Below are 22,162 nucleotides of genomic sequence, written 5' to 3'. Positions count from 1 at the left end.
CGGTCGACCTCAACACTCGATGACGTTCACCGCCAGGCCGCCACGGCTGGTTTCCTTGTACTTGTCCTGCATGTCGCGGCCGGTATCGCGCATGGTCTTGATCACCTTGTCCAGCGACACCTTGTGCTTGCCGTCGCCGCGCATCGCCATGCGCGAGGCATTGATCGCCTTCACCGCGCCCATCGCATTGCGCTCGATGCAGGGGATCTGCACCAGCCCGCCGATCGGGTCACAGGTCAGGCCGAGGTTGTGTTCCATGCCGATTTCCGCGGCGTTCTCGATCTGGCTCGGGTTGCCACCCAGCGCTGCGACCAGGCCACCGGCCGCCATCGAGCAGGCCACGCCCACTTCGCCCTGGCAGCCCACTTCGGCGCCGGAGATCGAGGCGTTTTCCTTGTACAGGATGCCGATCGCTGCCGAGGTCAGCAGGAAGTCGAATACGCGCTGTTCGTTGGCGCCGGGGCAGAAACGGTCGAAGTAATGCAGCACCGCCGGCAGCACGCCGGCAGCGCCGTTGGTCGGCGCAGTCACCACGCGACCACCGGCGGCGTTCTCTTCGTTCACCGCCAGCGCGTACAGGTTGACCCAGTCCAGCGTGGTCAGCGGATCGCGCATCGCTGCTTCCGGCTTCGACGACAGCTCGCGGTACAGCGCCGGTGCACGACGGCCGACCTTCAGGCCACCCGGCAGCACGCCTTCCTCGCGGATGCCGCGCGCCACGCACGACTGCATCGCGCTCCAGATCTCGCGCAGGTTGGCGCGGATCTCGTCTTCGCTGCGCCAGCACTTCTCGTTCTCGAACATCAGCTGGGCGATGCTCAGGCCGCTGCGCGCGGTCTGCGCCAGCAGCTCGTCGCCGCTCTTGAACGGGTAGGGCAGCGGGGTCTCGTCGGGCACGATGCGGTCATCGGCCGCGTCGTCCTGGTTGACCACGAAGCCGCCACCGACCGAGTAATAGTCACGGGTGGCGATCACTTCATCCTCGGCGTTGTACGCGGTGAAACGCATGCCGTTGGTGTGGTACGGCAACTTCTGGCGCTTGTTCATGCCGAGGTCGCGCTTCTCGTCGAAGGCGATCTCGTGCTGGCCCATCAGCTGGATGCGCTTGCTGCTGCGGATGCGCTCCAGGGTGGCCGGAATGATGTCCGGATCGATCAGGTTCGGCCGCTGGCCTTCCAGGCCCAGCAGGATCGCCTTGTCGGTGCCATGGCCGCGGCCGGTCAGCGCCAGCGAGCCATAGACATCGGCGCGGATGCGCGCGACCTCGTGCAGGCGGCCCGGGTCAAGCAGCCAGCGATGGATGAATCGCTCGGCGGCCTTCATCGGCCCGACGGTGTGCGAGGAGCTCGGGCCAATGCCGATCTTGAAAACGTCGAACGTGCTGACAGCCATGGTTGCCGTACTGCGGGTACCGGAGGAGACCGCTATTCTAGCGGTTCACGCCGCACTTCCATGGCTGCGGCGCAGCATTTCGGCAGAGGGAGCAAAACCGGTGTTGACCCTGTTCCAGCGCGATGACTGCCACCTGTGCGACATGGCCCTGGCCGAGCTGGCCAAGGCGCGGGCACCGGAGTTCGAATCGGTGTTCCTGGACGATCAGCCTGCGCTGGAAGCGCGCTACGGCGCGCGGGTGCCGGTGCTGCGTGACGAGACTGGCGGTCGTGAGCTGGACTGGCCGTTCGACGCGGCCACAGTGCAGGCCTGGCTGGCCGTCGACCGGTAGTGCCGGCCGTTGGCCGGCAACCCCGCGACGCCCGGTGATGCCGGCCAGCGGCCGGCACTACCAGACGCGGTTTATTTCGCGTCGAACTTCACGATCGTGCTGATCGCGGTTTCGTCCGGGATGGTCTTGGTGTCGGCCCAGTCGCCGCCGCCGACGCCGAAGTCCAGGCGCTTGACCGTGGCCTTGCCGGTCAGCACCGGCTGGGTGCCCGGCTTCCAGGTGAAGGTGAGGGTGACCGGCTTGCTGACGCCCCGCAGTTCCAGTGTGCCATCGGCGGCGAACTGGTCATTGCCCACCGCGCGGAAGCCCTTGGCGGTGTAGCGTGCGGTGGCGAACTTGCCAACATTGAAGAAGTCGGCGGTCTGCAGGGTCGAGTCACGGTCGCTGTTGCCGCTCTTGGCGCCGGCCAGCGGGATCACCACGTCCAGCGAACCGGCGGCAGGATTGGCCGGGTCGAAGCTGAGCTTGGTGGCAAAGCCCGGGAAGCTGCCGGTAAACACTTCGCCGTCGTACTTGGTGGCGAACACCAGGATCGAGCCGGCGCCGGGCGCCTGTGCGTAGTCGGCGGCGAACACCGGGGTGGTGGCCAGCATGCCGGCCAGGGCGGCGGCCACGGCGGCCGGAGTGGTCAGTTTCAGGTTCATCGGTCAGTCCTTCTGAGGGGAGGCAAGCCAGCCGCGCGGCAACATGCGGGACAAGGTCGCATCGCGCTGGAACAGGTGGTGGTAGAAGGCAGCGCCGGCATGGGCCAGCACCACCGCGATCAACAGCCAGAAGCCGTACTCGTGGATGGCATGCGATACCGCGACCACCTGCGGGTCGGGGGCGCTCAGCTTGGGCACGTCGACCAGGCCGAACCAGCGGAACGGGCGCAGGCCGCTGGCCGAGTCGTACAGCCACCCCGACAGCGGGATGGCGAACATCAGCACGTAGAGCAGCACGTGGGTGGCACTGGCGATGCGTTCCTGCCAGCTGGGCACGCCCGGCACCGGCTTGGGGGCACCGGCATACAGGCGCCAGCCGAGGCGGAAGAGCACGAGCGCCAGCACGGTGATGCCGATCGATTTGTGCGCGGTATAGACCCAGAAATACTTGGGGGTCTTGGGCAGTTCGCCCATGGTCAGGCCGACCACGCCCAGGGCGAGGATCAGCAATGCGATCAACCAATGCAGGATCTGGCTGACACTCCCCCAGGCGGCGGGGGTGTTCTTGGCGGTCATGAAGGGTCCTCTAGGGGGCCGTCTTGGGGTCGGAGTGTGGAACGGGAGCGGGAGTTCCCGGGGCGTCGCTGCGGTCGAGGGTGGCTTCGGCCTCGATCCTCAGCTGTACTGCATCACCGATGACGCCCGGCCAGGCGGTGATGCCGAACGCGCGCCGGCTCAGCGTGGTGCTGGCGGAAAAACCGGCGGTGCGTCGGAACGGGGGGAGGGGGTAGCGCTTGATGGCGTTGAGGGTCACGTCCAGCGTGATCTCTCGGCTGACCCCGCGCAGGGTCAGGGTGCCGATCACGCGGGCGCGCCTGGCATCGATCGGTTCGATCCGGCTGGAGACGAAATGTGCCTTCGGGAAACGCTCGCCATCCAGAAGGCTGCGGGCCAGCGTGGCCTGGTTCCATTTGGCATCGCCAAGGTCCAATCGCGACACGGGGACCTCGACATCCAGTGTGGCCTCGCGCCAGTTGTCGGGATCGAACTGCAGGCGGCCCTCACTGCCGGAGACCGTGCCCATCGCCTGCGAGTAGCCCGCGTGGTCGATGCTGAACAGCACACGCGTGTGCACCGGATCGAGGCGATAGGTATCTGCATCCGCCCAGGCGGGAGCGGTGGCGAGCAGCATCGGCAGCAGGGCCAGGCAGGGACGCATCGATGGCGGGCTCCGGAAGGGGGACGCTGTGATCATACGCACAGGCCCCTGCCAAGGATGCGTGCATGGCTGCAACAGTTCGTGGTGGTCCTGCCCCGGCAACAGGCTGTTGCAGCCATGACCCCGGCCCTGTGTGACAATCGGGACAGGACAGGGGGTTCAGGATGACGAGCAGCTGGCGCCTGTGGTGCCTGGGCATCGCGGCAACGGGGCTGCTGCTGTTGGCGTCTGCCACGGCGGCTGCAGCCCTGGACATGGCAGAAACACCACGCCTGCGGCGCTTCGGTGCCGCCGAAGGCATGCCTTCGCGCATGGTGCTGGCGCTGGCCGAGGACCGCCAGGGCCATGTCTGGGCCGCAACCGATGGCGGTCTGGTGCGCTACGACGGCAGCTCGCTGCGGGTCTGGGAACATGACCCGGAACAGCCCGGTTCGTTGCCCGGCAACGAGATCGAGACCCTGCTGGTCGATCCGCTGGACCGTGTGTGGGTGGGCATCAATGGCAAGGGCGTGGCCCGCCTGGATGCCGACCGCGAGCGGTTCAAGACCTTCGATGCGGTCAATGGTCCGTGCCTGGGCCAGTTCTGGACGCTGGCCTACGCCGGGGATGCGTTGTGGATCGGCACCAGCAGCCAGGGTATCTGCCGGTTCGGGGAGGACGGCAGTCTGCGCTTCTTCAAGCACGACCCGGCCCGTGCCGACGGCCTGCCCAGCAACACCATCTACAGCAGTCTGGTCGATGCGCGGGGGCGCCTGTGGATCGGTACCGAGGCCGGCGTCGCACGCTGGAATGGCCGTGACTTCGAGCCCGTGGCACCACACGCGCTGGGCGCATTGAGCGTGCTGCGGATGAGCCGCGATCCGGATGGCTCGATCTGGGTCGGCAGCCAGAACGATGGCCTGTACCGCATCGATGCGCAGGACCGGGTCAGTCGTCCGCGCTGGAGCGACAGCGCCGGCCTGCGCTCGGCGCTGGTGCTGGCCGATCGACAGGGCGGGTACTGGGCGGGCACGTCCGATGGCCTGCTGCGTGGCGACGCAAGTGCGCTATGGCGGCTCGACGGCGACCGCGGCAGTGGGTTCCTCACTGCACAGAGCGGTGTGCTCGATCTGCTGCAGGACCATGAGGGCGGATTGTGGGTCGCCCTGCTGACCCAGGGACTGGCCTACCTCCCGCCGGACTGGCGCCGCTTCTCGATCTGGAACCAGCTCGATGGCAAGCCGCTGGACAGCCAGTACCTGCTGGGCGCGGCCAGTGATGGCCAGAACTACTACGTGGGTTCGGCGCACGGCGTGTATCAGCTGGACGCGCATGGCACGTTGCGCCTGCTGGCCAGCGACCGCGAGATCGGCAGCGGTGCGGTGTGGTCGGTACTGCCGCGGTCGGACGGGCGCCTGTGGCTGGGGCGTGCCGGCCGCATCAGCGTGTATGACCCGGCCACCCGCGCGCTGCACGACTGGCACATCGGTGGAGGCGCCGATCTGCGCCAGCGCATCGACCTGATGCGGCAGGCACCCGATGGCACGGTCTGGCTTTCGGTGATGAACCTGGGCCTGCAGCAGCGCAGTGCGGAGGGCCGGGTGCTGCGCAGCTATCCTCTCGACGATTTCCGCAAGGCGGCCGACTCACCCATCGAGCAGATCCGCTTCGATGCCCATGGCAAGGCATGGGTGATGGGCGACATGGGCATCTGGCGTGAGCAGGCCGGTCGCTTCGAAGCGGTGCCGGGGGTCTCGCGCGGGCTGATCTACGACCTGGTGTGGGTGGATCCGCAGCAGTTGTGGCTGGCCCGCCAGGGCGCGCTGGAGCGCTACCAGTGGGATGGCATGAGCCTGCGCCTGATCCAGCGCATTGATGGAAGCGCCGGTGTGCCGCCGGTCAGCATGGGGGGCCTGGCATTGGCCGACAATGGCCGGGTGTGGGCGACCACGCCGCGCGGCCTGCTGCGCTGGGACCCGAAAGCACGACGCCTGCAGTTGTTCAATGAACGCGATGGCCTGTCCGATGCCGAGTTCACCAGCCGGCCGCCAGCGGTGAATGCCGATGGTCGCGTTCTGGCCGTCGCCCAGACCGGCCTGGTTGCATTCGACGTGAATGCCGACGACGTGGTGCTGCCCGGGTCGTCGCTGGTGATTGCCGAGGTGCGCGTGCGCCGCGACGATGCACGCGGCTGGCAGCCGCTGCCGAACACCGGCACCCTGCTGCTGGGACCGGATGATCGCGACCTGCAGATCGATGCACGGTTGTTGTCGTATGCCAATCCCCAGGGCAACCGCTACCGCTTCCGGGTACGCGGGTATGACCAGAACTGGGTGGAGCAGGGCGGCGACGGCCAGCGCACGCTGTCGCGACTGCCGACCGGCAGCTACGTCATCGAAGTGCAGGCGGCCACCGCCAATGGTGCATGGACGCCTTCGCAGCAGCTGCAGGTGAAGGTGCTGCCACCCTGGTGGCGCAGCGGCATGGCGATCTTCGGCTACATCCTGATCGGTTCGCTGCTGCTGCTCGTCCTGGTCTGGTCGATCCGTGCGCGCCTGCGCCGTCGCCAGCAATGGCAGCTGACCGTGCACAAGCAGGAGCTGGCCGAACAGGCCTCGCAGGCCAAGAGCCGGTTCCTGGCCACGCTGGGGCATGAAGTGCGCACGCCGATGACCGGCGTGCTTGGCATGAGCGAGTTGCTGCTGGCCACACCGCTGGACCCGGTGCAGCGCAGCTATGCCGGCTCCATCCAGCAGGCCGGCAGCCATCTGCTGCGGTTGGTCAACGATGCGCTGGACCTCGCGCGCATCGAAGCCGGTCGACTGGAGCTGGATCTGCGTCCGTTCGACCTGGCCGGCCTGCTCGACCAGGTGCAGGCGCTGATGCAGCCCATGGCGAAACAGCGCAAGCTGGATTTCCAGCGTGGCGACGATCCGCCCGGCCCGATCAGCGTCAGTGGCGACGAGATGCGCGTGCGGCAGATCCTGCTCAACCTGCTGGGCAATGCCATCAAATTCACCGAGCGCGGTCATGTCGGCCTGGCCGTGCACCTGGAAGAGAACGGCGGCGGTCTCTGCTTCGAAGTGCACGACAGTGGTCCGGGTATCAATGCCGAGCAGCAGGAGCGGCTGTTCCACCGATTCGAACAGGCGGAGGGGCCGCGCACGGCCTCGCGCTATGGTGGAAGCGGGCTGGGCCTGGCGATCTGCCAGGAGCTGGCCGTGGCGATGGGCGGGCGCATTGAAGTGGACAGCCAGCCAGGCAAGGGCGCGCGTTTCCGGGTGCGGTTGCCGCTGCCCTGGACCCGGCAGGCAGCCGCCACGGGCGAAGCGCCGGCACTGCCGATGCTGCCGCCACTGCGCATCCTGCTGGTGGAGGACGATGCCACCGTGGCCGAGGTCATCGCCGGCCTGCTGCGCAGCCGCGGCCATGAGGTGGTGCATGTGCTGCATGGCCTGGGGGCTTTGTCGGAGATCGCTACCGACGGCTTCGATGTCGGCCTGCTCGATCTCGACCTGCCTGCGCTGGACGGCACTGCGATCGCCCGCCAGCTGCGCACCCTGGGCTACGAACTGCCACTGGTGGCGGTGACCGCCCGCTCCGATGCGTATGCCGAATCGCAGGTGCTCGCTGCCGGTTTCGATGGTTTCCTGCGCAAGCCGGTGACCGGCGACATGCTGGTGGCAGCGATCATCCAGGCTCGCGCCAAACGACAGACCACACCTTGAAAACGTCGACGCCGGGCGTGAACGGCGCGACTTTCGGTTTACCATGCCGACGCCCGCGGCGCGGGAATCATCAGGCAGCGTGAGGAGGCAATCGGTGGTGTATCTGCGGGCGGCAATGCTGCTGCTGATCCTCCTGTGCGGCCTGTCACCCGCTGCCGCGCAGCCGGTGCCACCGAGCCCGCGCCAGGTGACGGTATTCGACGGCCTGCCGTCCAATACCGTCAACCGCATGGCCGAAGACCGCTATGGCTACCTGTGGATCGCCACCAACGACGGCCTGGCCCGTTACGACGGGCGCAACTACCGGATCTGGCGTTCTGAGGATGGCCTGCGCGACAACCGCATCTGGACGGTCCTGGTCGATGCGCGCAACCAGCTCTGGATCGGGACCGAGAACGCGGGCCTGGTACGGATGTCGGCCGACCGCCGCCAGCTGCATTTCTACGACCGCAGCAGCCAGCCGTTGATGGGGACCAACACGGTCTGGAGCCTGGCGACCACGCCGGACGGTGCGATCTGGTTCGGCACCCACGAAGGTGGGCTGTACCGGCTGGACAGCCAGGACCGCCTGCAGCGTTTCCTGCCCGAGGCCAACAATCCCCGCAGCCTGCCTGCCGCCTCGGTGCCGTACCTGGCTACGCTGGCCGATGGCAGCCTGTGGGTCGGCACCAAGCATGGCGTGGCGCGCTGGACCGGCACCGACTTCGAGCGGGTCGGCACCGACGTCATTCCCAGCCTGCTGATCAATGGGTTGACCAGCGAACCCGATGGCAGCCTGTGGATCAGTACGATGGCCGGCGCCACGGTGCGTCGCCCCGACGGGCGTTTTGAATCGCCGCCCTGGAAACTGCCGCCAGGCGAGCAGGTGCTCGGCATGATGCTGCGCGATGAACAGGGCGGGCATTGGTTGGATACCCGTACCGGGCTTGGTCGGGCCGTGGATGGGCAGTACCAGACCGTTCCGCTGTACAGCGCCGTTGCGCGCGGGCCGGTGCGGCCGAACTGGACGGGCGCCTACGAGGACCGCGAAGGCGGCATCTGGTTGGCCAGTACCAATGCCGGCCTGTGGCATCTGCTGCCGCGCTGGTGGCAGTTCTCGGTGCTGTCGCGATTGGAGGATGACACCGGTTCGCTGCGCAATGCCTTCGTGCTCGGCACCAGCCCTTCCAGCAATGGCGGCATCTGGACGGTCGGCAGCCACGGCGCGCTGGACCGGTTCGATCCCAGGACCGGCAAGATCGAGCAGCACCGCACCTGGGTCAATGGCATGTACTGGCTGTCCTCGGTACGCGAGGATCGCCGCGGCCAGGTCTGGATCGGCTCGACCGATGCGTTGCTGCGCTATGACCCGAAGCGACGTGAGCTACGTCGCTGGGGCCGTGATGCCGGGGCCGACGCGACCATGGAAGGGGTCATCGAGTCGATGATGACCTGTGACGGCGACAGTCTATGGTTGATGTTGCCTGCAGGCCTGCAGCAGCGTGACCTCGACGGTCGCCTGCGCCGCCAGCTGGAAAACGGCCAGCGCGGCCTGCAGCAGGGCCAGCTCAACCTGGATGTGGAATGCGGGCCGCAGGACCACATCTGGCTGGCCAGTAGCCGTGGCCTGCTGCAGTGGCTGCCGGAAAGCGAGCGCTTCCAGCCGGTGCCGGGCGCGCCGGCGACCGCGATCCATGCGTTGCACGTGGGCCGCGATGGCCAGGTCTGGCTGTCGGAGGATGGCCGCCTGTCGCGCTACCGCTGGAGCCAGGGCCGGCTTGAACGGCAGGCCGTGGTCGGCGCGGAGCAGGGTTACCCGGCGATCTCCGCTTCCGGGCTGGTGGTCGACGCACAGGGGGTGGCCTGGGCCACCAGTGCGCGCGGCCTGGTCCGGGTTGGCGCCGACGGCCAGAGCGTGCGCCTGTACGGCGTCCACGACGGCCTGCCCAGCCAGGAGTTCCGCGAGCACACGTTGACGATGTCCGGCGATGGCCATCTGGTGGCCGGTACCCCGGCCGGCGTGGTGGTGTTCGACCCGGAACAGGTGCGGCCGTCGGTGCGGCGGGCGCCGTTGGTGATCGAACGGGTCGAAGTCCGCCGCAACGAGCAGGTACTCGACCTGACCCACGACACGCCCTTGCAGATTGCCGATGGTGACCGTGACCTGCGCATCGTCGCGCGATTGTTGTCATTCGCCGATTCGGCCTCCAACAGCTACCGCTACCGCCTGGCCGGCTACGACCCCGATTGGGTGGAAGTGGGGCCGGCTGGTGAGCGCCTGTTCTCGCGCCTGCCGCCGGGCAGCTACCGCCTGGAGGTACAGGCGCGCTCGGCCGACCATGTCTGGTCGCGGGTGCAGAGCCTGGAATTCCGTGTACAGCCACCGTGGTGGCGCAGCCTGTCCGGGCTGCTGGTGCTGGCCTCGATCGCGCTTCTGCTGACCAGTTGGTTTGCCTGGTTGTATCGCCGTCGCCTGCAGCGGCGCCATGCCTATCAGCTGGCACTGCATAAACAGGAACTGGCCGAACAGGCCTCGGCGGCCAAGACCCGCTTCCTGGCCAATCTCGGCCACGAAATCCGCACGCCGATGACCGGTGTGCTCGGCATGAGCGAACTGCTGCTGGCCTCGCCGCTGGACCCGCAGCAGCGCGGTTACACGCAGTCGATCCGGCACGCCGGCGAACACCTGCTTCACCTGGTCAACGATGCACTGGACCTGGCACGGATCGAATCCGGACGGCTGGAGCTGCAGTCCAAGCCGTTCGCGCTGAGCTGCCTGCTGCAGGACCTGGCTGCGCTGATGGGACCGCTGGCAGCGCAGAAGGGCCTGCGCTTCACCCTCGACAACCAGTTGCCGCCGGGCCTGCAGGCGACCGGCGATGCGATGCGGGTAAGGCAGATCCTGCTCAACCTGCTCTCCAACGCGGTCAAGTTCACCAGCCGCGGAACCATCACCCTGCATGCGCGCAGCGACGGCGAGCTGCGCGCGTTGCATTTCGAAGTGCGCGACACCGGGCCGGGCATCAGCCAGGAACAGCAGCAGCGCCTGTTCCGCCGCTTCGAGCAGGCCGATGGCGCCCGCACCGCGGCGCAGTACGGCGGCAGCGGCCTGGGCCTGGCGATCTGCCGCGAACTGGCGCAGGCGATGCAGGGGCGTATCCAGGTGGAGAGCCAGCTCGGCCGCGGCACGTGTTTTGGCGTGACCCTGCCGTTGCCGCTGGTGGTCGATGCCAATGCAGAGTCCGAGGGCGAAGTGCACCGCGAGGATGCGGCCAACATGCCGCCATTGCGCGTGCTGCTGGTCGAGGATGATGCAACCGTGGCTGATGTGGTGCGCGGGCTTTTGAGTGCGCGCGGCCATGAAGTGGTGCATGCGGGCCATGCGCTGGCGGCACTGCGCGAGATCAGCGCAGGGGATTTCGACGTCGGCCTGCTGGATCTGGACCTGCCGGGCCTGAGCGGCTTCGAGCTGGCCCAGCACCTGCGCAACCAAGGCTACATGCTGCCACTGCTCGCCGTGACGGCACGGACCGATCCGGACCTTCAGCAGCAGGTGGAAGCGGCCGGCATCGGTGGTTTCCTGCGCAAGCCGGTGACCGGTGAACTGCTGGTGGAAGCGATCGCCAGGGCGATGGGCAGGTAGGGTTTATTGCAGGGCTTGCAGCCCTGCACCTGCTGCAAGCCGGAGCAACAGCAACAGCCGAAGCAAAAGCTGGCGTCCTGTGGGATGGCGGGGTGGATCCGGTTGCGGGAGACGCCGTGAACCCATCCATGGGGGCTTGGCCGCGGCATCCATGCCGCGGACACTCCCGCAACCGGACCCACCCCGCCTTCGACAGTTTTCCGCGATCTGTCGGAGCACAGGGTCGGATCCCGTTGCTGCGCAACGGGCTCTGACCCCAATCTGGAATTCGAGATCTGACAGATGTGTCGACCAAGGTCGACACCTACCAACAACCGCGCGTTCCAACAGTCGCTGTTACCCACAGCCGCGTGAACCTGTCAGAGGTGGGGCGGTGTGGGCTTGCAGGACCGTTGGCGCCATGGATGGCGCCATCGAGCCCCCAGGGATGGGTTTACGGCGTGTGCTGCAAGCCCACACCGCCCCGCCAACCCACGGAATGCTCGCTGTTGCTGTTGCTTCGGCTTCTGCGGGTACAGGGCCGCAGGCCCTGCCGAAGCACCCTCACTCCGCAACGTGTTCGACCTGCCGTGGCTCCGGCTTGGTATCGGGCAGCTGCCAGAAGATCATCGTCGAGGTCAGGGTGATCGCGCCCACGCACAGGAACGTGGCATGCAGCGCGGCGGTGGCGCTGTTGCTGTCCAGGTGGTTGCCGAACGCGGCCAGCAGGCTGCCGGCCGCAGCAGCACCAAAGCCGGCGGCGAGCATCATCACCATCGACAGCAGGCTGTTGCCGGAACTGGCGAACTCACGGTCCAGATCGCGCAGGGTCACGGTGTTCATCACGGTGAACTGCAGCGAATTGACCGCGCCGAAGAACGCAAGCTGCAACAGGCGCCAGGCCAGGTGCTGGCCGGGTGTCATCAGGATGAAGCTGGCCATCGCCAGGCCCACCAGCACGGTGTTGACCATCAGCACGCGGCGGTAGCCGTAGCGCTCCACCAGCTTCACCGCCAGTTTCTTTGAGACCATGCCGGCGGCTGCCACCGGCACCATCATCAGGCCGGCGTTCATCGGGCCCAGGCCCAGGCCGACCTGCAGCAGCAACGGGATCAGCATCGGCATGGCGCTGCTGCCGATGCGCGAGAAAAGATTGCCGAGAATGCCGATGCGGTAGCTGGGTACGCGGAACAGCGCCAGCGAGAACAACGGCGCCGTCGAATTGGCAGCGTGCAGCCAGTAACCCACCAGCGCCGCCAGCCCTGCAACGGTCATCAGCATCACCAACGCGTGTGGCGTGCCCAGTCCGGAGATGCCGTCCAGTGCCAGTGACAGCACCACCATCGCGAAGGCCAGCATGATGTAGCCACGCAGGTCGAAACGGGTGCGATGGCTGGCGTAGTGGTCGGGCATGATCTTCATCGCGGCGATGAATCCGATCACGCCGATCGGCAGGTTGATCAGGAACACCCAGTGCCACGAGGCGATCTCCACCAGCCAGCCGCCCAGCGTGGGGCCGATCAGCGGGCCGACCAGGGCCGGGATGGCGATGAAGCTCATCGCGCGCAGGAAATCCTCGCGCGGCACTGATCGCATCACTGCCAGCCGGCCGACCGGCAGCAGCATTGCGCCGCCGATGCCCTGCAGCACGCGCGCACCGACCAGCTGGTGCAGGTGCTGGGCCAGCGCGCAGGCCAGCGAGCCGAGGGTGAACAGAATGATCGCCACCAGGAAGGTGCGACGGGTGCCGTAGCGGTCAGCGATCCAGCCCGAGGCGGGAATGAAGGTGGCCACCGCCAGCGCGTAGCTGAACACCACCGACTGCATCTGCAGCGGGCTTTCGCCCAGGCTGGCCGCCATCGCCGGCAATGCCGTGTTGACGATGGTCGAGTCCAGCATCTGCATGAAGATCGCCAAGGACACCAGCCACAGCAGGGGGCGCTGGCGGTTGTAGGTCGATGGCGATGTGGACATGGGGTGCGGCCGGTGCAGCGTGGGGGATGCCATGATCGCGCACTGTGGGTCACGGCGCGATCAACATCGCGCCGCAACCGTATGCCGAATGCTCAGCGCTGGCTGTGCGCGTGCACCGCGTCGACCAGCACCTGCACGTGGGCCGGGTCCATGTCCGGCGACATGCCGTGGCCGAGGTTGAACACATGGCCCTCGCGCGAACCGCCGTTGCCGGCGGCGTAGGTGTCGAGCACCCGCGCTGCGGCTGCGGCGATCGCATCCGGCGAGGCGTACAGCGTGGTCGGGTCGAGGTTGCCCTGCAGCGCGACGCGGCCACCGGTGCGGCGCATCGCCTCGTCCAGGTCCAGCGTCCAGTCCAGGCCCAGTGCATCGGCGCCGGTCTGCGACAGCGCTTCCAGGTGCAGGCCGGTACCCTTGCCGAACAGGATCAGCGGCGTGCGCTCGCTGCCTTCGCCGCGCTCCAGGCCCTCGGCGATGCGCTGCAGGTAGCGCAGCGAGAACTCGCGGTACATGGCCGGCGACAGCACGCCGCCCCAGGTGTCGAACACCTGCAGCGCCTGCGCACCGGCCGCGCGCTGCGCGCCCAGGTACGCAATCACCGCGTCGGTGGTGACCTCCAGCAGGCGGTGCAGGGCCTGCGGATGGTTCAGCGCCATTGCCTTGATGCGCGCGAAATCCTTGCTGCCGCCGCCTTCCACCATGTAGCAGGCCAGTGTCCAGGGGCTGCCGGAGAAGCCGATCAACGGTACCTGGCCGTCCAGCTCCCGACGGATCAGGCGCACTGCGTCCATCACATAGCCCAGGTCCTGCTCCATGTCCGGTACCGCCAGCCGGGCGATGGCCGCTTCGTCACGCACCGGATGGCGGAACTTCGGGCCTTCGCCTTCAACGAAGTACAGCTCCAGGCCCATCGCATCGGGAATGGTGAGGATGTCCGAGAACAGGATGGCTGCGTCCAACGGGAATCGGCGCAGCGGCTGCAGCGTGACTTCGCAGGCGATCTCCGGGTTCTTGGCCATGGCCAGGAAGCTGCCGGCCTTGGCCCGGGTTGCGCGGTACTCCGGCAGGTAGCGGCCGGCCTGGCGCATCAGCCAGACGGGGGTGCAGTCCACCGGTTCGCGGCGCAGGGCGCGCAGCAGGCGATCGTTGCGGAGAGGGCTGGTCACGATGGGCATTCCTTGGACGAAAGTTGGCAGCGGCGTCAGTCGCCGTGCGAGAGGATCTGGAAGCCGCGATGCAGTTCGGCATCGCGGGCCTTCTCGAAGGCATGACGGGCTTCGTCAGCCTGCAGGAACAGCTCGCGCCGCAGCTGCGAGCGGTTGCCGACGCGGCCGCTCTCGCGCAGCAGCTCCCAGCCGCCGAACAGGTCCGGCTGCAGGCTCAGGCGCAGGAAGCGCGGTGCCTGCGCACCGGCATCGGGATGTTGCAGGTAGACGTGCATGGGCCGATTGTAGCGGGGCCAGGGTGACCCCGGCCGCAACGCGGTCGTGCCGGCGGCTGGCGGGCTTCCTCGTTGCTGACGTTGCCGGCCAGCGGCCGGCACTACCGGGCCGACAGCACCTTCAGCACCGCCGCCTCACCTACGTCCGGCACCACTTCGGCGCGGCCCATGCCGCGCCACAGCACCAGGCGCAGACGGCCGGCCACATTCTTCTTGTCCAGCCGCATGCGGCCGAGCAGGGCCTGCGGGTCCAGCCCGGCCGGGATCGACACCGGCAGGCCGAGCCGTTCCAGCAGCGCCTGCAGGCGTGCGCGATCGGCATCGTCGGCCAGGCCCAGATCGGTGGACAGCTTCGCGGCCAGCACCATGCCCACCGCCACCGCCTCGCCGTGGTTCAGTGCATCGCGGCCCGGGGCCGAGTAGCCCTGCTCGGTCTCGATGGCATGGCCGAAGGTATGGCCGAGGTTGAGCAGGGCGCGCTCGCCCTTCTCGAACGGATCACGCTCGACGATGGCGGCCTTGTGCCGGCAGCTTCGCGCGATGGCTTCGGCCAGTACCGCATCGTCGCCGGCCAGCAGCGCATCGGCATGCTGCTGCAGCCATTCGAAGAACACGGCATCACCCAGCGCGCCGTACTTCACCACTTCGGCCAGGCCGGCACGCAGCTCGCGCGGCGGCAGGGTGGCCAGCACACGGGTATCGGCGATCACCGCGCGCGGCGGATGGAACGCGCCGACCAGGTTCTTGCCGGCCGGGATGTCGACCGCAGTCTTGCCGCCCACCGACGAATCGACCATCGCCAACAGGGTGGTCGGCAGCTGCACGCAGTCCACGCCGCGCATCCAGCAGGCCGCGGCGAAGCCGGCGAGATCACCGACCACGCCGCCGCCGAGGGCGAACACGCAGGCGTCGCGGGTGGCGCCAAGCGCGGCCAGCGCTTCGATCGCACGGCCGAATTCAGCCAGCGTCTTGGAGGCTTCGCCCGCGGCCAGCACATGCTCGCCGACGATCAGGTCGGGGCGTGCGGTCAGAAGGGTCTGCTTCACGGCATCCAGATAGCGCGGGGCCACTTCGCTGTCGCTGAGCAAAAGCACGTGGCGGCCACGCACATGCGAGGCCAGCGCGGTGCCGTCGGCCTGCGCACCGGCGCCGATGGTGATGGAGTAAGGGCGGTCGCCGCCGACGGCGACCTGCAGCAGGGCGGGGGAAGTCATGGGGTCAGGTCCTGGCGCTGCCATTGCGTGGCCAGCTTGACCACCAGGTGGGCGGTCGCGTCGGCAGCGGTGTACGGGTCGGTATCAAGGGTGATGTCGGCCAGTTCGCGGTACAGCGGGTCGCGGTGCGCGGCCAGATCGTGCAGCACCTGCTCACGATCCGGGCGCTGCAGCAGCGGCCTGCCTTTGTCGCGGGCCAGGCGTTCCAGCTGCGCGGTCACGCTGACCCGCAGGTAGACCACGAAGCCGCGCTGGGCGATCAACGCGCGGTTGCCAGGTTCCAGCACCGCGCCGCCACCGGTGGAGACCAGCTGGCCGCGACCTTCCAGCACGCGGGCAAGCGCCTCGCGTTCATGGCTGCGGAAGCCGGCTTCGCCGGAGTGCTCGAAAATGGTCGGGATGCTGGCGCCGGCGGCATCGACGATGGCCTGGTCGACATCGACGAAGTCCAGCGTGAAGCGCTCGGCCAGGCGGCGGCCGATGCAGGTTTTGCCGGCGCCCATCGGGCCGATCAGGATCAGGTTCGGAGCAGGATTCATGCCCTGTGATGCTAACACCTCCGTGCCCTGGCCTTTACGTTCTTCACGTCAGGGTAGGCGTTCCTGCGGGGTCTCCCGCGCCAGCCGGAGTACAGGCCATGACGGTCGCCAAGGTCATCGAAATCACCGCCTCCTCGCCGAAAAGCGTGGAGGACGCCGTGCGCAGCGGTCTGAAGAAGGTCTCCGAGACGGTCAAGGGCATCCAGGGCGCCTGGGTGAACGAGACCAAGGTGGTGACCAATGGCAGCGGCGAAATAACCGAATGGCGGGTCAACCTGCGGGTGACCTTCCTGGTGGAATAGGCGCGCTCAGCGCACGTCCTGCACCTGTCGCTGGCCGTCCAGCACCACCACGTGGTCGGCCAGGGCGGGCAGGGCATGCAGCGCCTGGCGGCTGACCCGCTCGTAGTACTGCACGAAGCGCTCCAGCTGTGGCCGGCTCATGCCGTGCCGGCCCGGCTGCGCGGCCTGCAGGTTCTGCTCCTGCTGCCAGCGCCAGCGCGGTACCACCGAGAAATCCGGCGGCTGCAGGAACCACAGGCGGTCGCAGCGCTGCCACAGCACCGGGTAGTCGCGGGCCAGCGCCTGGTTGCACCAGCGCCGCCAGCGACCATCGGCGTCGGCTTCGCGCTCCAGTGCGTTCAACGGGCTGTCCAGCGCGTCGTCATCCTGCGCGGGGGTGCCCAGGAACCAGCCTTCGAAGACCAGCAGGTCAAGCGGTCGTTGCAGCTGCGGCCAGTGCGCTTCGGGCAGGCGTTCATCGGCCAGCTTGTCGAAGCGAGGCATCGCGAAGGGCTGGCGTGTGGCCACGGCGTCCAGCACTGCATGGGCCAACGGCAGGTCATGGGTGCCCGGCGGGCCTCGGGTGATCAGCAGCGGGTGCACTTGGCGGGCCAGACGCTGCCGCTGTGCGCGGGTCAGGTAGACATCATCGATGGACAGCGTGGCGGCGTTCAGGCCGCGCGACTGGGCGCGCGCCACCACCTGCGCGGCCAGCGTCGATTTGCCGCTCCCCTGCAGGCCACTGATCGCCAATACTGGAACCGCTGCAGCGTTGCCCAGTGCATCGTCCAGCACCTGTTCGGCCAATGTTTCGGGGAATCCTTTCACCTGGGGCATATACGCAGCAGCGGCCATGCAGCCACAATAGCCCAATCCGTGTGAGAAGAACGCAATCATGAGCGACCTGTACGCCGAAGCCCTGTCCACGTTTGCCGGCCTGTTCGAAGAAGCCAAACAGAGCCGCGAGGTCGAGCCGAACGCGATGACCGTGGCCACTGCCGATACGCACGGCCGTCCCTCGGCACGTACCGTGCTGCTGAAGGCGTTCGACGAGCGTGGTTTCGTGTTCTACACCCACATGGACAGCCACAAGGGCCAGGAACTGCAGGCCAATCCGCAGGCCGCGCTGTTGTTCCTGTGGCGCAGCCTGCGCGAGGCCGGTATCCAGGTGCGCATTGAAGGCCGTGTCGAGCAGGTTGCCGATGCCGAAGCCGATGCCTATTTCGCCAGCCGCCCGCGCATGAGCCAGATCGGCGCGTGGGCCTCGCAGCAGTCGAAGACGCTGGCAACGCGCGAGGAATTCGATGCGCGCGTGGCCGAGGTCGAAGCCCGCTTCGAGGGCAAGGATGTGCCGCGCCCGGAGGGCTGGAGTGGCCTGCGCGTGGTGCCCGACCGCATCGAGTTCTGGTACGGCGCGCAGTTCCGCCTGCACGAACGCTGGTGCTATGAAGCCGGCGCCGAAGGGCGCTGGAGCAAGCGCCTGCTGTACCCGTGATCGCCAGCGCGCCCACGATCCGCCAGGCCACGCCGGCCGATGCGGGCGCGTGGGCGCAGTTGCGTCTCGGCCTGTGGACTGATGCCGATGATCCGCTGGAGGAACTGACGCAGTCGCTGGCAGATGCCGAAGGTGCTGTGTTCTTGGCCTGTGCGGCGGATGGCGAGGCGGTTGGTTTCGCTGAAGTGCGCCTGCGCCATGACTACGTGAACGGCACCGAGTCTTCGCCGGTGGGGTTCCTGGAGGGCTGGTGCGTGCAGCCGCAGTGGCAAGGCCGCGGCGTCGGCCGCGCCCTGCTGACGGCGGTGCAGGCGTGGACGCGCGATGCGGGCTGCCGCGAACTGGCCTCGGACAGTCGCGTGGAAGACGTGCAGGCTCACGCCGCGCATCGGGCCTGCGGCTTCGAAGAGACCGAACGGGTCGTCTATTTCCGCATGCCGCTGGAGCCATCGGCGTGAATCGCGTGGCGCTGTACCGCGTGGTGGTGTTCGTGCCGTCGGCAGCACTGGGCGCTGTGAAGCAGGGCATCCTGGCGGTGGATGCGTTGGCGGCCGGCGACTACGAGCACGGTATGTGGTGGTCGGCGCCGGGGTTCGAACAGTTCCGCCCGCGCGTGGGTGCGTCGCCCGTGCAGGGTGAGGCGGGGCGCACCGAAGTGGTCGACAGCGTACGCCTGGAATTCTGCCTGCCGCGAGATCCGCAGCGGCTGCAGCGCATCTTCGAACAGGGCATCGTGCCGCATCATCCGTGGCAGGTGCCGGTGGTGCAGGTGGAGGAAATCGAGCTTCTGCTGGCCGACGCACGCCTTTTGTAGAGTCGAGCCCTGCTCGGCTGCTGCTCCGACGCATGAGGCAGTCGACCAGGGCTCGACTCCACAAGAGCAGGCTGTCGCAAATGGACCGGATTGCTTCATCTGCGAGCAGGCCCATAACCGGCACACTCCGATGGATGATCTCGACTTCCGGAGTTGCCATGCCCTCCTGGCGTTGCCTGTTTGCGGTGCCGCCGCCGCGTCACGGCGTGGAAGCGTTCCTGCTGTTGATCGCCCGCATCGTCGCCGGGGTGATGTTCTGCGTGTCCGGCTGGAACAAGGTGTTCACCGATGCGGGCCGCGAACGCATGGTGCATACGCTGGTTGATGCGGGGATCCCGTTCCCGGTGTTCAGTGCGCCGGTGCTCGGCGGCATTTAATGGATTGCGGGCGGCCTGCTGGTGCTGGGCCTGCTCAGCCGGCCTTCGGCCCTGCTGCTGGCGGGGATCTGTGCGGTGGCAGCGCTGACCGATGGCATCGCGCGCATTCCTGCGGGACTGAGCGTGCCGGATTGGTTGAGCTGGTTCTTCTACCTGAGCGAAGTGCCGCTGGGTGTGTTGCTGTTGTGGATTGCCGCAGTGGGGAGTGGACGGTTCGCGATCGAAGCGCGTTGGGCGCGCTGATTGCACTTTATTCCGCGCCCGGCCGACGAGCGTGCTGTAGCGCCTGGACGCTCCAGTAGATCCACGCCAGCGTGGATGGGATGATTGGGAAAAGCGGTGCGAACCAAGGTTCGCACCCACCGGGAATCGCTTCGCACCGCCGAGGGCATCGGTTTGCCCCCAAACAGACATCGGCATCGGTTCGCCCCGGCCAGAGATCGGTGTGCACCAGCCAGATGGCAGGACGTTACAATCCCTCCGCGCGCAGCCAGCGCCATAGCGTGGTGCGTGAGACGCCCAGCGCCTGTGCCATGCCCTCGCGGTCATTGCGGTGTTCCTGCAACAGCGTTTCCAACTGCGCACGCGGCGGCCGCTTGCCATTGCTTTCCACTGGTAGCGCAGCGGCGCCCTCATTCACCAGCTCGGGTGCCAGCTGCAGCAGTCGCGCGGCATCAATCAGCCCCTCACCAGGTTGCCAATGGATGCGCAGCCGATCCACCAGATTGCGCAATTCGCGCACATTTCCGGGCCACTCTGCGGTGGTCAGCACCGCCAGTGCCTCCGCATCCAGTGGCGCGTCGATACCACGCATCTGGCGGAAGAAATGCTGCGCCAGCAGCGCGATGTCACCGCGCCGGGCACGCAGTGCGGGCAGGGCGATGCGCAGCGCGGCCAGGCGGTAATACAGGTCGCGGCGGAAGCTGCCGGCCGCCACGCGCTGCTCGAGCGACTGCAGGGTCGCGGCCACCACGCGAAGGTCGACCGGGGTCGGTTCGGTGGCACCGACACGCAGTACCTCGCGTTCTTCCAGCACCCGCAGCAGGCGGGTCTGCAGTGGCAGCGGCAGTTCGCCGATTTCATCCAGGAACAGGGTGCCGCCGTCAGCGGCCTCGACCAGGCCGACGCGGCCGCCACGGCGTGCGCCGGTGAAGGCGCCATCGCTGTAGCCGAACAGCTCCGCTTCCAGCAGCGATTCGCTGATCGCGCCACAGTTCAGTGCCACGAAGCGGCCACGGCGTCCGCTGGCGGCGTGCAGCTGGCGCGCCACCAGTTCCTTGCCGGTGCCGGTTTCGCCGGTGACCAGTACGGTGCTGTCATGCGGGGCGTACAGCGCGATCTGTGCGCGCACCTGTGCCATGGCCTCGCTGTCGCCGAGCAGGTCGTGGGCATCGCTGCGCGGTGCGGCACGGCGGCGCGGCGCGGGCCGGCTGCCGCCGGAGCGGGCCAGGGTCTGGGTCAGTTCCAACGCGTGCTCGAACGCTTGCCGTACCGAATCTGCCGAGTACAGCAGCACGCCGGGCAGTCCGGCCTGTTCGGCGTGGTCGATGGCCATGCCGGTGCCGACGATCACCTCGATGCCGTTGGCGCGCAGGTCGGCGATGCAGTCGCGGGCGTCCTCGCGGGTGACGAAGCGGCGATGCTCGATGTCCAGGCCGAAGCTCTGCTGGAAGTTGCTGAACACCGGCACGTCGCTGGCGTGGGTGACCAGGCCGATACGGCCGGCGATCCGCCGTGCGCGCGCCAAGGCTTCCATCAGGTCGAAGCCGTTGGCCTGGATCGGCACCAGCGGCAGCTCCAGCCGGCTGCGCAGCCAGGCCGCGTTGGAGCCGCCGGCGATGACCACGTCGCAGTGCTCGCGGCGCAGGCGCTGGCCGATCACGTCCACCGCTTCCTCGAAGCCGAGGTTGATCTGCTCGATACGCGCGCGGCGATCGAACTCGGGAATGACGTCGCCGAGAAGACCGGTCAGCCGCGAGACGCTGACGGTCCAGATCACCGGCCGACTGGGGTCGGCATCGGCGTGGCGCAGGGGCGAGCGGGGCAGGTACATGGCGGCGCGCGTTGGACGGGATGTTTCATGATACATCTGTTTCAATGTTTCATATGTTTCGCTGTTGCATGGGCGTCATTCCCGTGAAATCAACGGCTTGCAGCTTGGCATGGTGCTTGCGCTCTCTTTCCCGTACTTCAACCTGGATTGCCGCATGACCGCTTCCACTCCTTTCTCCGCCGGTGCCCGCTTCCGTGAGGCGCTGGCTGCCGAATCGCCGCTGCAGGTGATCGGCGCGATCAACGCCAACCACGCCCTGCTGGCCAAGCGCGCCGGCTTCCGCGCCATCTACCTGTCCGGCGGCGGTGTTGCCGCGGGCTCGCTGGGCCTGCCGGACCTGGGCATCAACACCCTGGAAGACGTGCTGGTGGACGTGCGCCGCATCACCGATGTCTGCGACCTGCCGTTGATGGTCGACATCGACACCGGCTTCGGCCCGAGCGCGTTCAACATCGCGCGCACCGTGAAGTCGCTGATCAAGGCCGGCGCGGCCGCCTGCCACATCGAAGACCAGGTCGGCGCCAAGCGCTGCGGTCACCGCCCGGGCAAGGAAATCGTCTCGCAGGGTGAAATGGTCGACCGCGTGAAGGCGGCTGCCGATGCCAAGACCGATCCGGACTTCTTCCTGATCGCGCGTACCGACGCCATCCAGGTGGACGGCGTGGACAAGGCCATCGAGCGCGCCATCGCCTGTGTCGAGGCCGGTGCCGACGGCATCTTCGCCGAGGCGGCCTACGACCTGGACACCTATCGCCGCTTCGTCGACGCGGTGAAGGTGCCGGTGCTGGCGAACATCACCGAGTTCGGCGCCACCCCGCTGTTCAGCCGCGATGAACTGGCTTCTGCCGGCGTTGCGATCCAGCTGTTCCCGCTGTCGGCCTTCCGCGCCGCCAACAAGGCCGCCGAGAACGTCTACCAGGCGGTGCGCCGCGATGGCCACCAGCGCAACGTGGTGGAGACCATGCAGACCCGCGAAGAACTCTACGACCGCATCGGCTACCACGCCTTCGAGCAGCAGCTCGATGCACTGTTCGCCGCCAAGAAATAAGCAGTACCCTGCACCATCAAGTTTTCGGAGGG

At 67.7% G+C, this 22,162-nt stretch carries 19 protein-coding genes and 1 pseudogene; 9 read left to right on the top strand and 11 right to left on the bottom strand.

What is annotated here, in order from left to right:
• Positions 1–9: 9 nt before the first annotated feature.
• A complete protein-coding gene (locus AC5P9P_RS07955; RefSeq protein ID WP_024956918.1) occupies positions 10–1,392 on the bottom strand; it encodes an L-serine ammonia-lyase in 1,383 nt (460 codons plus the stop codon).
• Between the two features lie 100 nt (positions 1,393–1,492).
• On the opposite strand from AC5P9P_RS07955, the gene AC5P9P_RS07950 reads away from it, so the two are divergent.
• Positions 1,493–1,723 (top strand): glutaredoxin family protein, encoded by a 231-nt coding sequence (locus AC5P9P_RS07950; RefSeq protein ID WP_024956919.1) that lies wholly within the window; start codon positions 1,493–1,495, stop codon positions 1,721–1,723.
• Between the two features lie 71 nt (positions 1,724–1,794).
• On the opposite strand, the gene AC5P9P_RS07945 is transcribed toward AC5P9P_RS07950, so the two are convergent.
• Genes AC5P9P_RS07945 through AC5P9P_RS07935 form a run of 3 tightly spaced genes read right to left on the bottom strand, consistent with a single transcriptional unit; the run spans position 1,795 to position 3,586 of the window.
• Positions 1,795–2,367 (bottom strand): YceI family protein, encoded by a 573-nt coding sequence (locus AC5P9P_RS07945; protein ID WP_005414145.1) that lies wholly within the window; start codon positions 2,365–2,367, stop codon positions 1,795–1,797.
• A gap of 3 nt (positions 2,368–2,370) precedes the next feature.
• A complete protein-coding gene (locus AC5P9P_RS07940) occupies positions 2,371–2,943 on the bottom strand; it encodes a cytochrome b (RefSeq protein WP_049396075.1) in 573 nt (190 codons plus the stop codon).
• Positions 2,944–2,953: 10 nt separating this feature from the next.
• Positions 2,954–3,586 (bottom strand): YceI family protein, encoded by a 633-nt coding sequence (locus tag AC5P9P_RS07935; RefSeq protein ID WP_495232679.1) that lies wholly within the window; start codon positions 3,584–3,586, stop codon positions 2,954–2,956.
• Positions 3,587–3,750: 164 nt separating this feature from the next.
• Between AC5P9P_RS07935 and AC5P9P_RS07930 the strand changes: the two genes are divergently transcribed.
• Positions 3,751–7,293 carry a sensor histidine kinase gene (locus AC5P9P_RS07930; RefSeq protein WP_049432000.1) on the top strand — a complete coding sequence of 1,181 codons (3,543 nt, stop codon included), beginning with the start codon at positions 3,751–3,753 and terminating at the stop codon, positions 7,291–7,293.
• A 94-nt stretch (positions 7,294–7,387) separates the two neighbouring features.
• The gene (locus AC5P9P_RS07925) at positions 7,388–10,915 is read left to right on the top strand and encodes a hybrid sensor histidine kinase/response regulator (RefSeq protein WP_033835392.1); all 3,528 of its coding nucleotides are present in this window, start codon (positions 7,388–7,390) and stop codon (positions 10,913–10,915) included.
• A gap of 543 nt (positions 10,916–11,458) precedes the next feature.
• Here AC5P9P_RS07925 and mdtD read toward each other — a convergent pair.
• From mdtD to AC5P9P_RS07900, 5 genes are all read right to left on the bottom strand, one after another.
• A complete protein-coding gene (gene mdtD / locus AC5P9P_RS07920) occupies positions 11,459–12,868 on the bottom strand; it encodes a multidrug transporter subunit MdtD (protein ID WP_010482759.1) in 1,410 nt (469 codons plus the stop codon).
• 92 nt (positions 12,869–12,960) lie between these two features.
• Positions 12,961–14,043: a uroporphyrinogen decarboxylase gene (gene hemE, locus AC5P9P_RS07915; protein ID WP_012481016.1), complete on the bottom strand. Its 1,083-nt coding sequence runs from the start codon at positions 14,041–14,043 to the stop codon at positions 12,961–12,963.
• A 26-nt stretch (positions 14,044–14,069) separates the two neighbouring features.
• Positions 14,070–14,309: a WGR domain-containing protein gene (locus AC5P9P_RS07910; RefSeq protein WP_005410666.1), complete on the bottom strand. Its 240-nt coding sequence runs from the start codon at positions 14,307–14,309 to the stop codon at positions 14,070–14,072.
• A 101-nt stretch (positions 14,310–14,410) separates the two neighbouring features.
• Positions 14,411–15,523, bottom strand: coding sequence for a 3-dehydroquinate synthase (aroB, locus tag AC5P9P_RS07905; RefSeq protein ID WP_049431686.1), 1,113 nt, complete (start codon positions 15,521–15,523; stop codon positions 14,411–14,413).
• On the bottom strand, positions 15,520–16,062 hold the full coding sequence (locus AC5P9P_RS07900; protein ID WP_049431684.1) for a shikimate kinase: 543 nt from the start codon (positions 16,060–16,062) through the stop codon (positions 15,520–15,522). The genes aroB and AC5P9P_RS07900 overlap by 4 nt, the downstream gene beginning before the upstream one ends.
• A gap of 98 nt (positions 16,063–16,160) precedes the next feature.
• Between AC5P9P_RS07900 and AC5P9P_RS07895 the strand changes: the two genes are divergently transcribed.
• Positions 16,161–16,364 (top strand): dodecin family protein, encoded by a 204-nt coding sequence (locus tag AC5P9P_RS07895; protein ID WP_005410663.1) that lies wholly within the window; start codon positions 16,161–16,163, stop codon positions 16,362–16,364.
• Positions 16,365–16,370: 6 nt separating this feature from the next.
• Here AC5P9P_RS07895 and AC5P9P_RS07890 read toward each other — a convergent pair whose 3' ends face one another.
• Positions 16,371–17,198 carry a kinase gene (locus AC5P9P_RS07890; RefSeq protein ID WP_049431680.1) on the bottom strand — a complete coding sequence of 276 codons (828 nt, stop codon included), beginning with the start codon at positions 17,196–17,198 and terminating at the stop codon, positions 16,371–16,373.
• Positions 17,199–17,238: 40 nt separating this feature from the next.
• Here AC5P9P_RS07890 and pdxH point away from each other — a divergent pair, with 40 nt between their 5' ends.
• The 4 genes and pseudogenes from pdxH (at position 17,239) to AC5P9P_RS07870 (ending at position 19,272) form a co-directional block, all read left to right on the top strand.
• A complete protein-coding gene (gene pdxH / locus AC5P9P_RS07885) occupies positions 17,239–17,838 on the top strand; it encodes a pyridoxamine 5'-phosphate oxidase (protein ID WP_033835389.1) in 600 nt (199 codons plus the stop codon).
• Positions 17,835–18,296, top strand: a complete 462-nt coding sequence (gene aac(6')-Iz, locus AC5P9P_RS07880; RefSeq protein WP_071846310.1) for an aminoglycoside N-acetyltransferase AAC(6')-Iz — start codon at positions 17,835–17,837, stop codon at positions 18,294–18,296. The genes pdxH and aac(6')-Iz overlap by 4 nt, the downstream gene beginning before the upstream one ends.
• The gene (locus AC5P9P_RS07875; RefSeq protein ID WP_049431676.1) at positions 18,293–18,652 is read left to right on the top strand and encodes a YqfO family protein; all 360 of its coding nucleotides are present in this window, start codon (positions 18,293–18,295) and stop codon (positions 18,650–18,652) included. Before aac(6')-Iz ends, AC5P9P_RS07875 begins: the two co-directional genes overlap by 4 nt.
• Before the next feature lie 158 nt (positions 18,653–18,810).
• A pseudogene (locus AC5P9P_RS07870) lies at positions 18,811–19,272 on the top strand (DoxX family protein).
• Between the two features lie 226 nt (positions 19,273–19,498).
• On the opposite strand, the gene prpR reads toward AC5P9P_RS07870, so the two are convergent.
• Complete coding sequence (gene prpR / locus AC5P9P_RS07865; RefSeq protein ID WP_495232678.1) at positions 19,499–21,082, bottom strand: propionate catabolism operon regulatory protein PrpR; 1,584 nt, start codon at positions 21,080–21,082, stop codon at positions 19,499–19,501.
• 154 nt (positions 21,083–21,236) lie between these two features.
• On the opposite strand from prpR, the gene prpB reads away from it, so the two are divergent.
• Entirely contained in the window at positions 21,237–22,130 is an 894-nt protein-coding gene (gene prpB, locus AC5P9P_RS07860) for a methylisocitrate lyase (RefSeq protein ID WP_010482769.1), read from the top strand.
• The last annotated feature ends 32 nt before the right edge of the window (positions 22,131–22,162 follow it).

It is taken from the genome of Stenotrophomonas sp. YJH_SMC_14-1, assembly GCF_059372275.1.
This window is presented reverse-complemented; position numbering and strand designations above follow the sequence as displayed.

Coding starts and splice junctions, on each gene's coding strand:
- AC5P9P_RS07955 (WP_024956918.1), bottom strand. CDS start 1,392: ATGGCTGTCAGCACGTTCGACGTTTTCAAGATCGGCATTGGCCCGAGC.
- AC5P9P_RS07945 (WP_005414145.1), bottom strand. CDS start 2,367: ATGAACCTGAAACTGACCACTCCGGCCGCCGTGGCCGCCGCCCTGGCC.
- AC5P9P_RS07940 (WP_049396075.1), bottom strand. CDS start 2,943: ATGACCGCCAAGAACACCCCCGCCGCCTGGGGGAGTGTCAGCCAGATC.
- AC5P9P_RS07935 (WP_495232679.1), bottom strand. CDS start 3,586: ATGCGTCCCTGCCTGGCCCTGCTGCCGATGCTGCTCGCCACCGCTCCC.
- AC5P9P_RS07930 (WP_049432000.1), top strand. CDS start 3,751: ATGACGAGCAGCTGGCGCCTGTGGTGCCTGGGCATCGCGGCAACGGGG.
- mdtD (WP_010482759.1), bottom strand. CDS start 12,868: ATGTCCACATCGCCATCGACCTACAACCGCCAGCGCCCCCTGCTGTGG.
- hemE (WP_012481016.1), bottom strand. CDS start 14,043: ATGCCCATCGTGACCAGCCCTCTCCGCAACGATCGCCTGCTGCGCGCC.
- AC5P9P_RS07910 (WP_005410666.1), bottom strand. CDS start 14,309: ATGCACGTCTACCTGCAACATCCCGATGCCGGTGCGCAGGCACCGCGC.
- aroB (WP_049431686.1), bottom strand. CDS start 15,523: ATGACTTCCCCCGCCCTGCTGCAGGTCGCCGTCGGCGGCGACCGCCCT.
- AC5P9P_RS07900 (WP_049431684.1), bottom strand. CDS start 16,062: ATGAATCCTGCTCCGAACCTGATCCTGATCGGCCCGATGGGCGCCGGC.
- AC5P9P_RS07895 (WP_005410663.1), top strand. CDS start 16,161: ATGACGGTCGCCAAGGTCATCGAAATCACCGCCTCCTCGCCGAAAAGC.
- AC5P9P_RS07890 (WP_049431680.1), bottom strand. CDS start 17,198: ATGGCCGCTGCTGCGTATATGCCCCAGGTGAAAGGATTCCCCGAAACA.
- pdxH (WP_033835389.1), top strand. CDS start 17,239: ATGAGCGACCTGTACGCCGAAGCCCTGTCCACGTTTGCCGGCCTGTTC.
- prpR (WP_495232678.1), bottom strand. CDS start 21,082: ATGTACCTGCCCCGCTCGCCCCTGCGCCACGCCGATGCCGACCCCAGT.
- prpB (WP_010482769.1), top strand. CDS start 21,237: ATGACCGCTTCCACTCCTTTCTCCGCCGGTGCCCGCTTCCGTGAGGCG.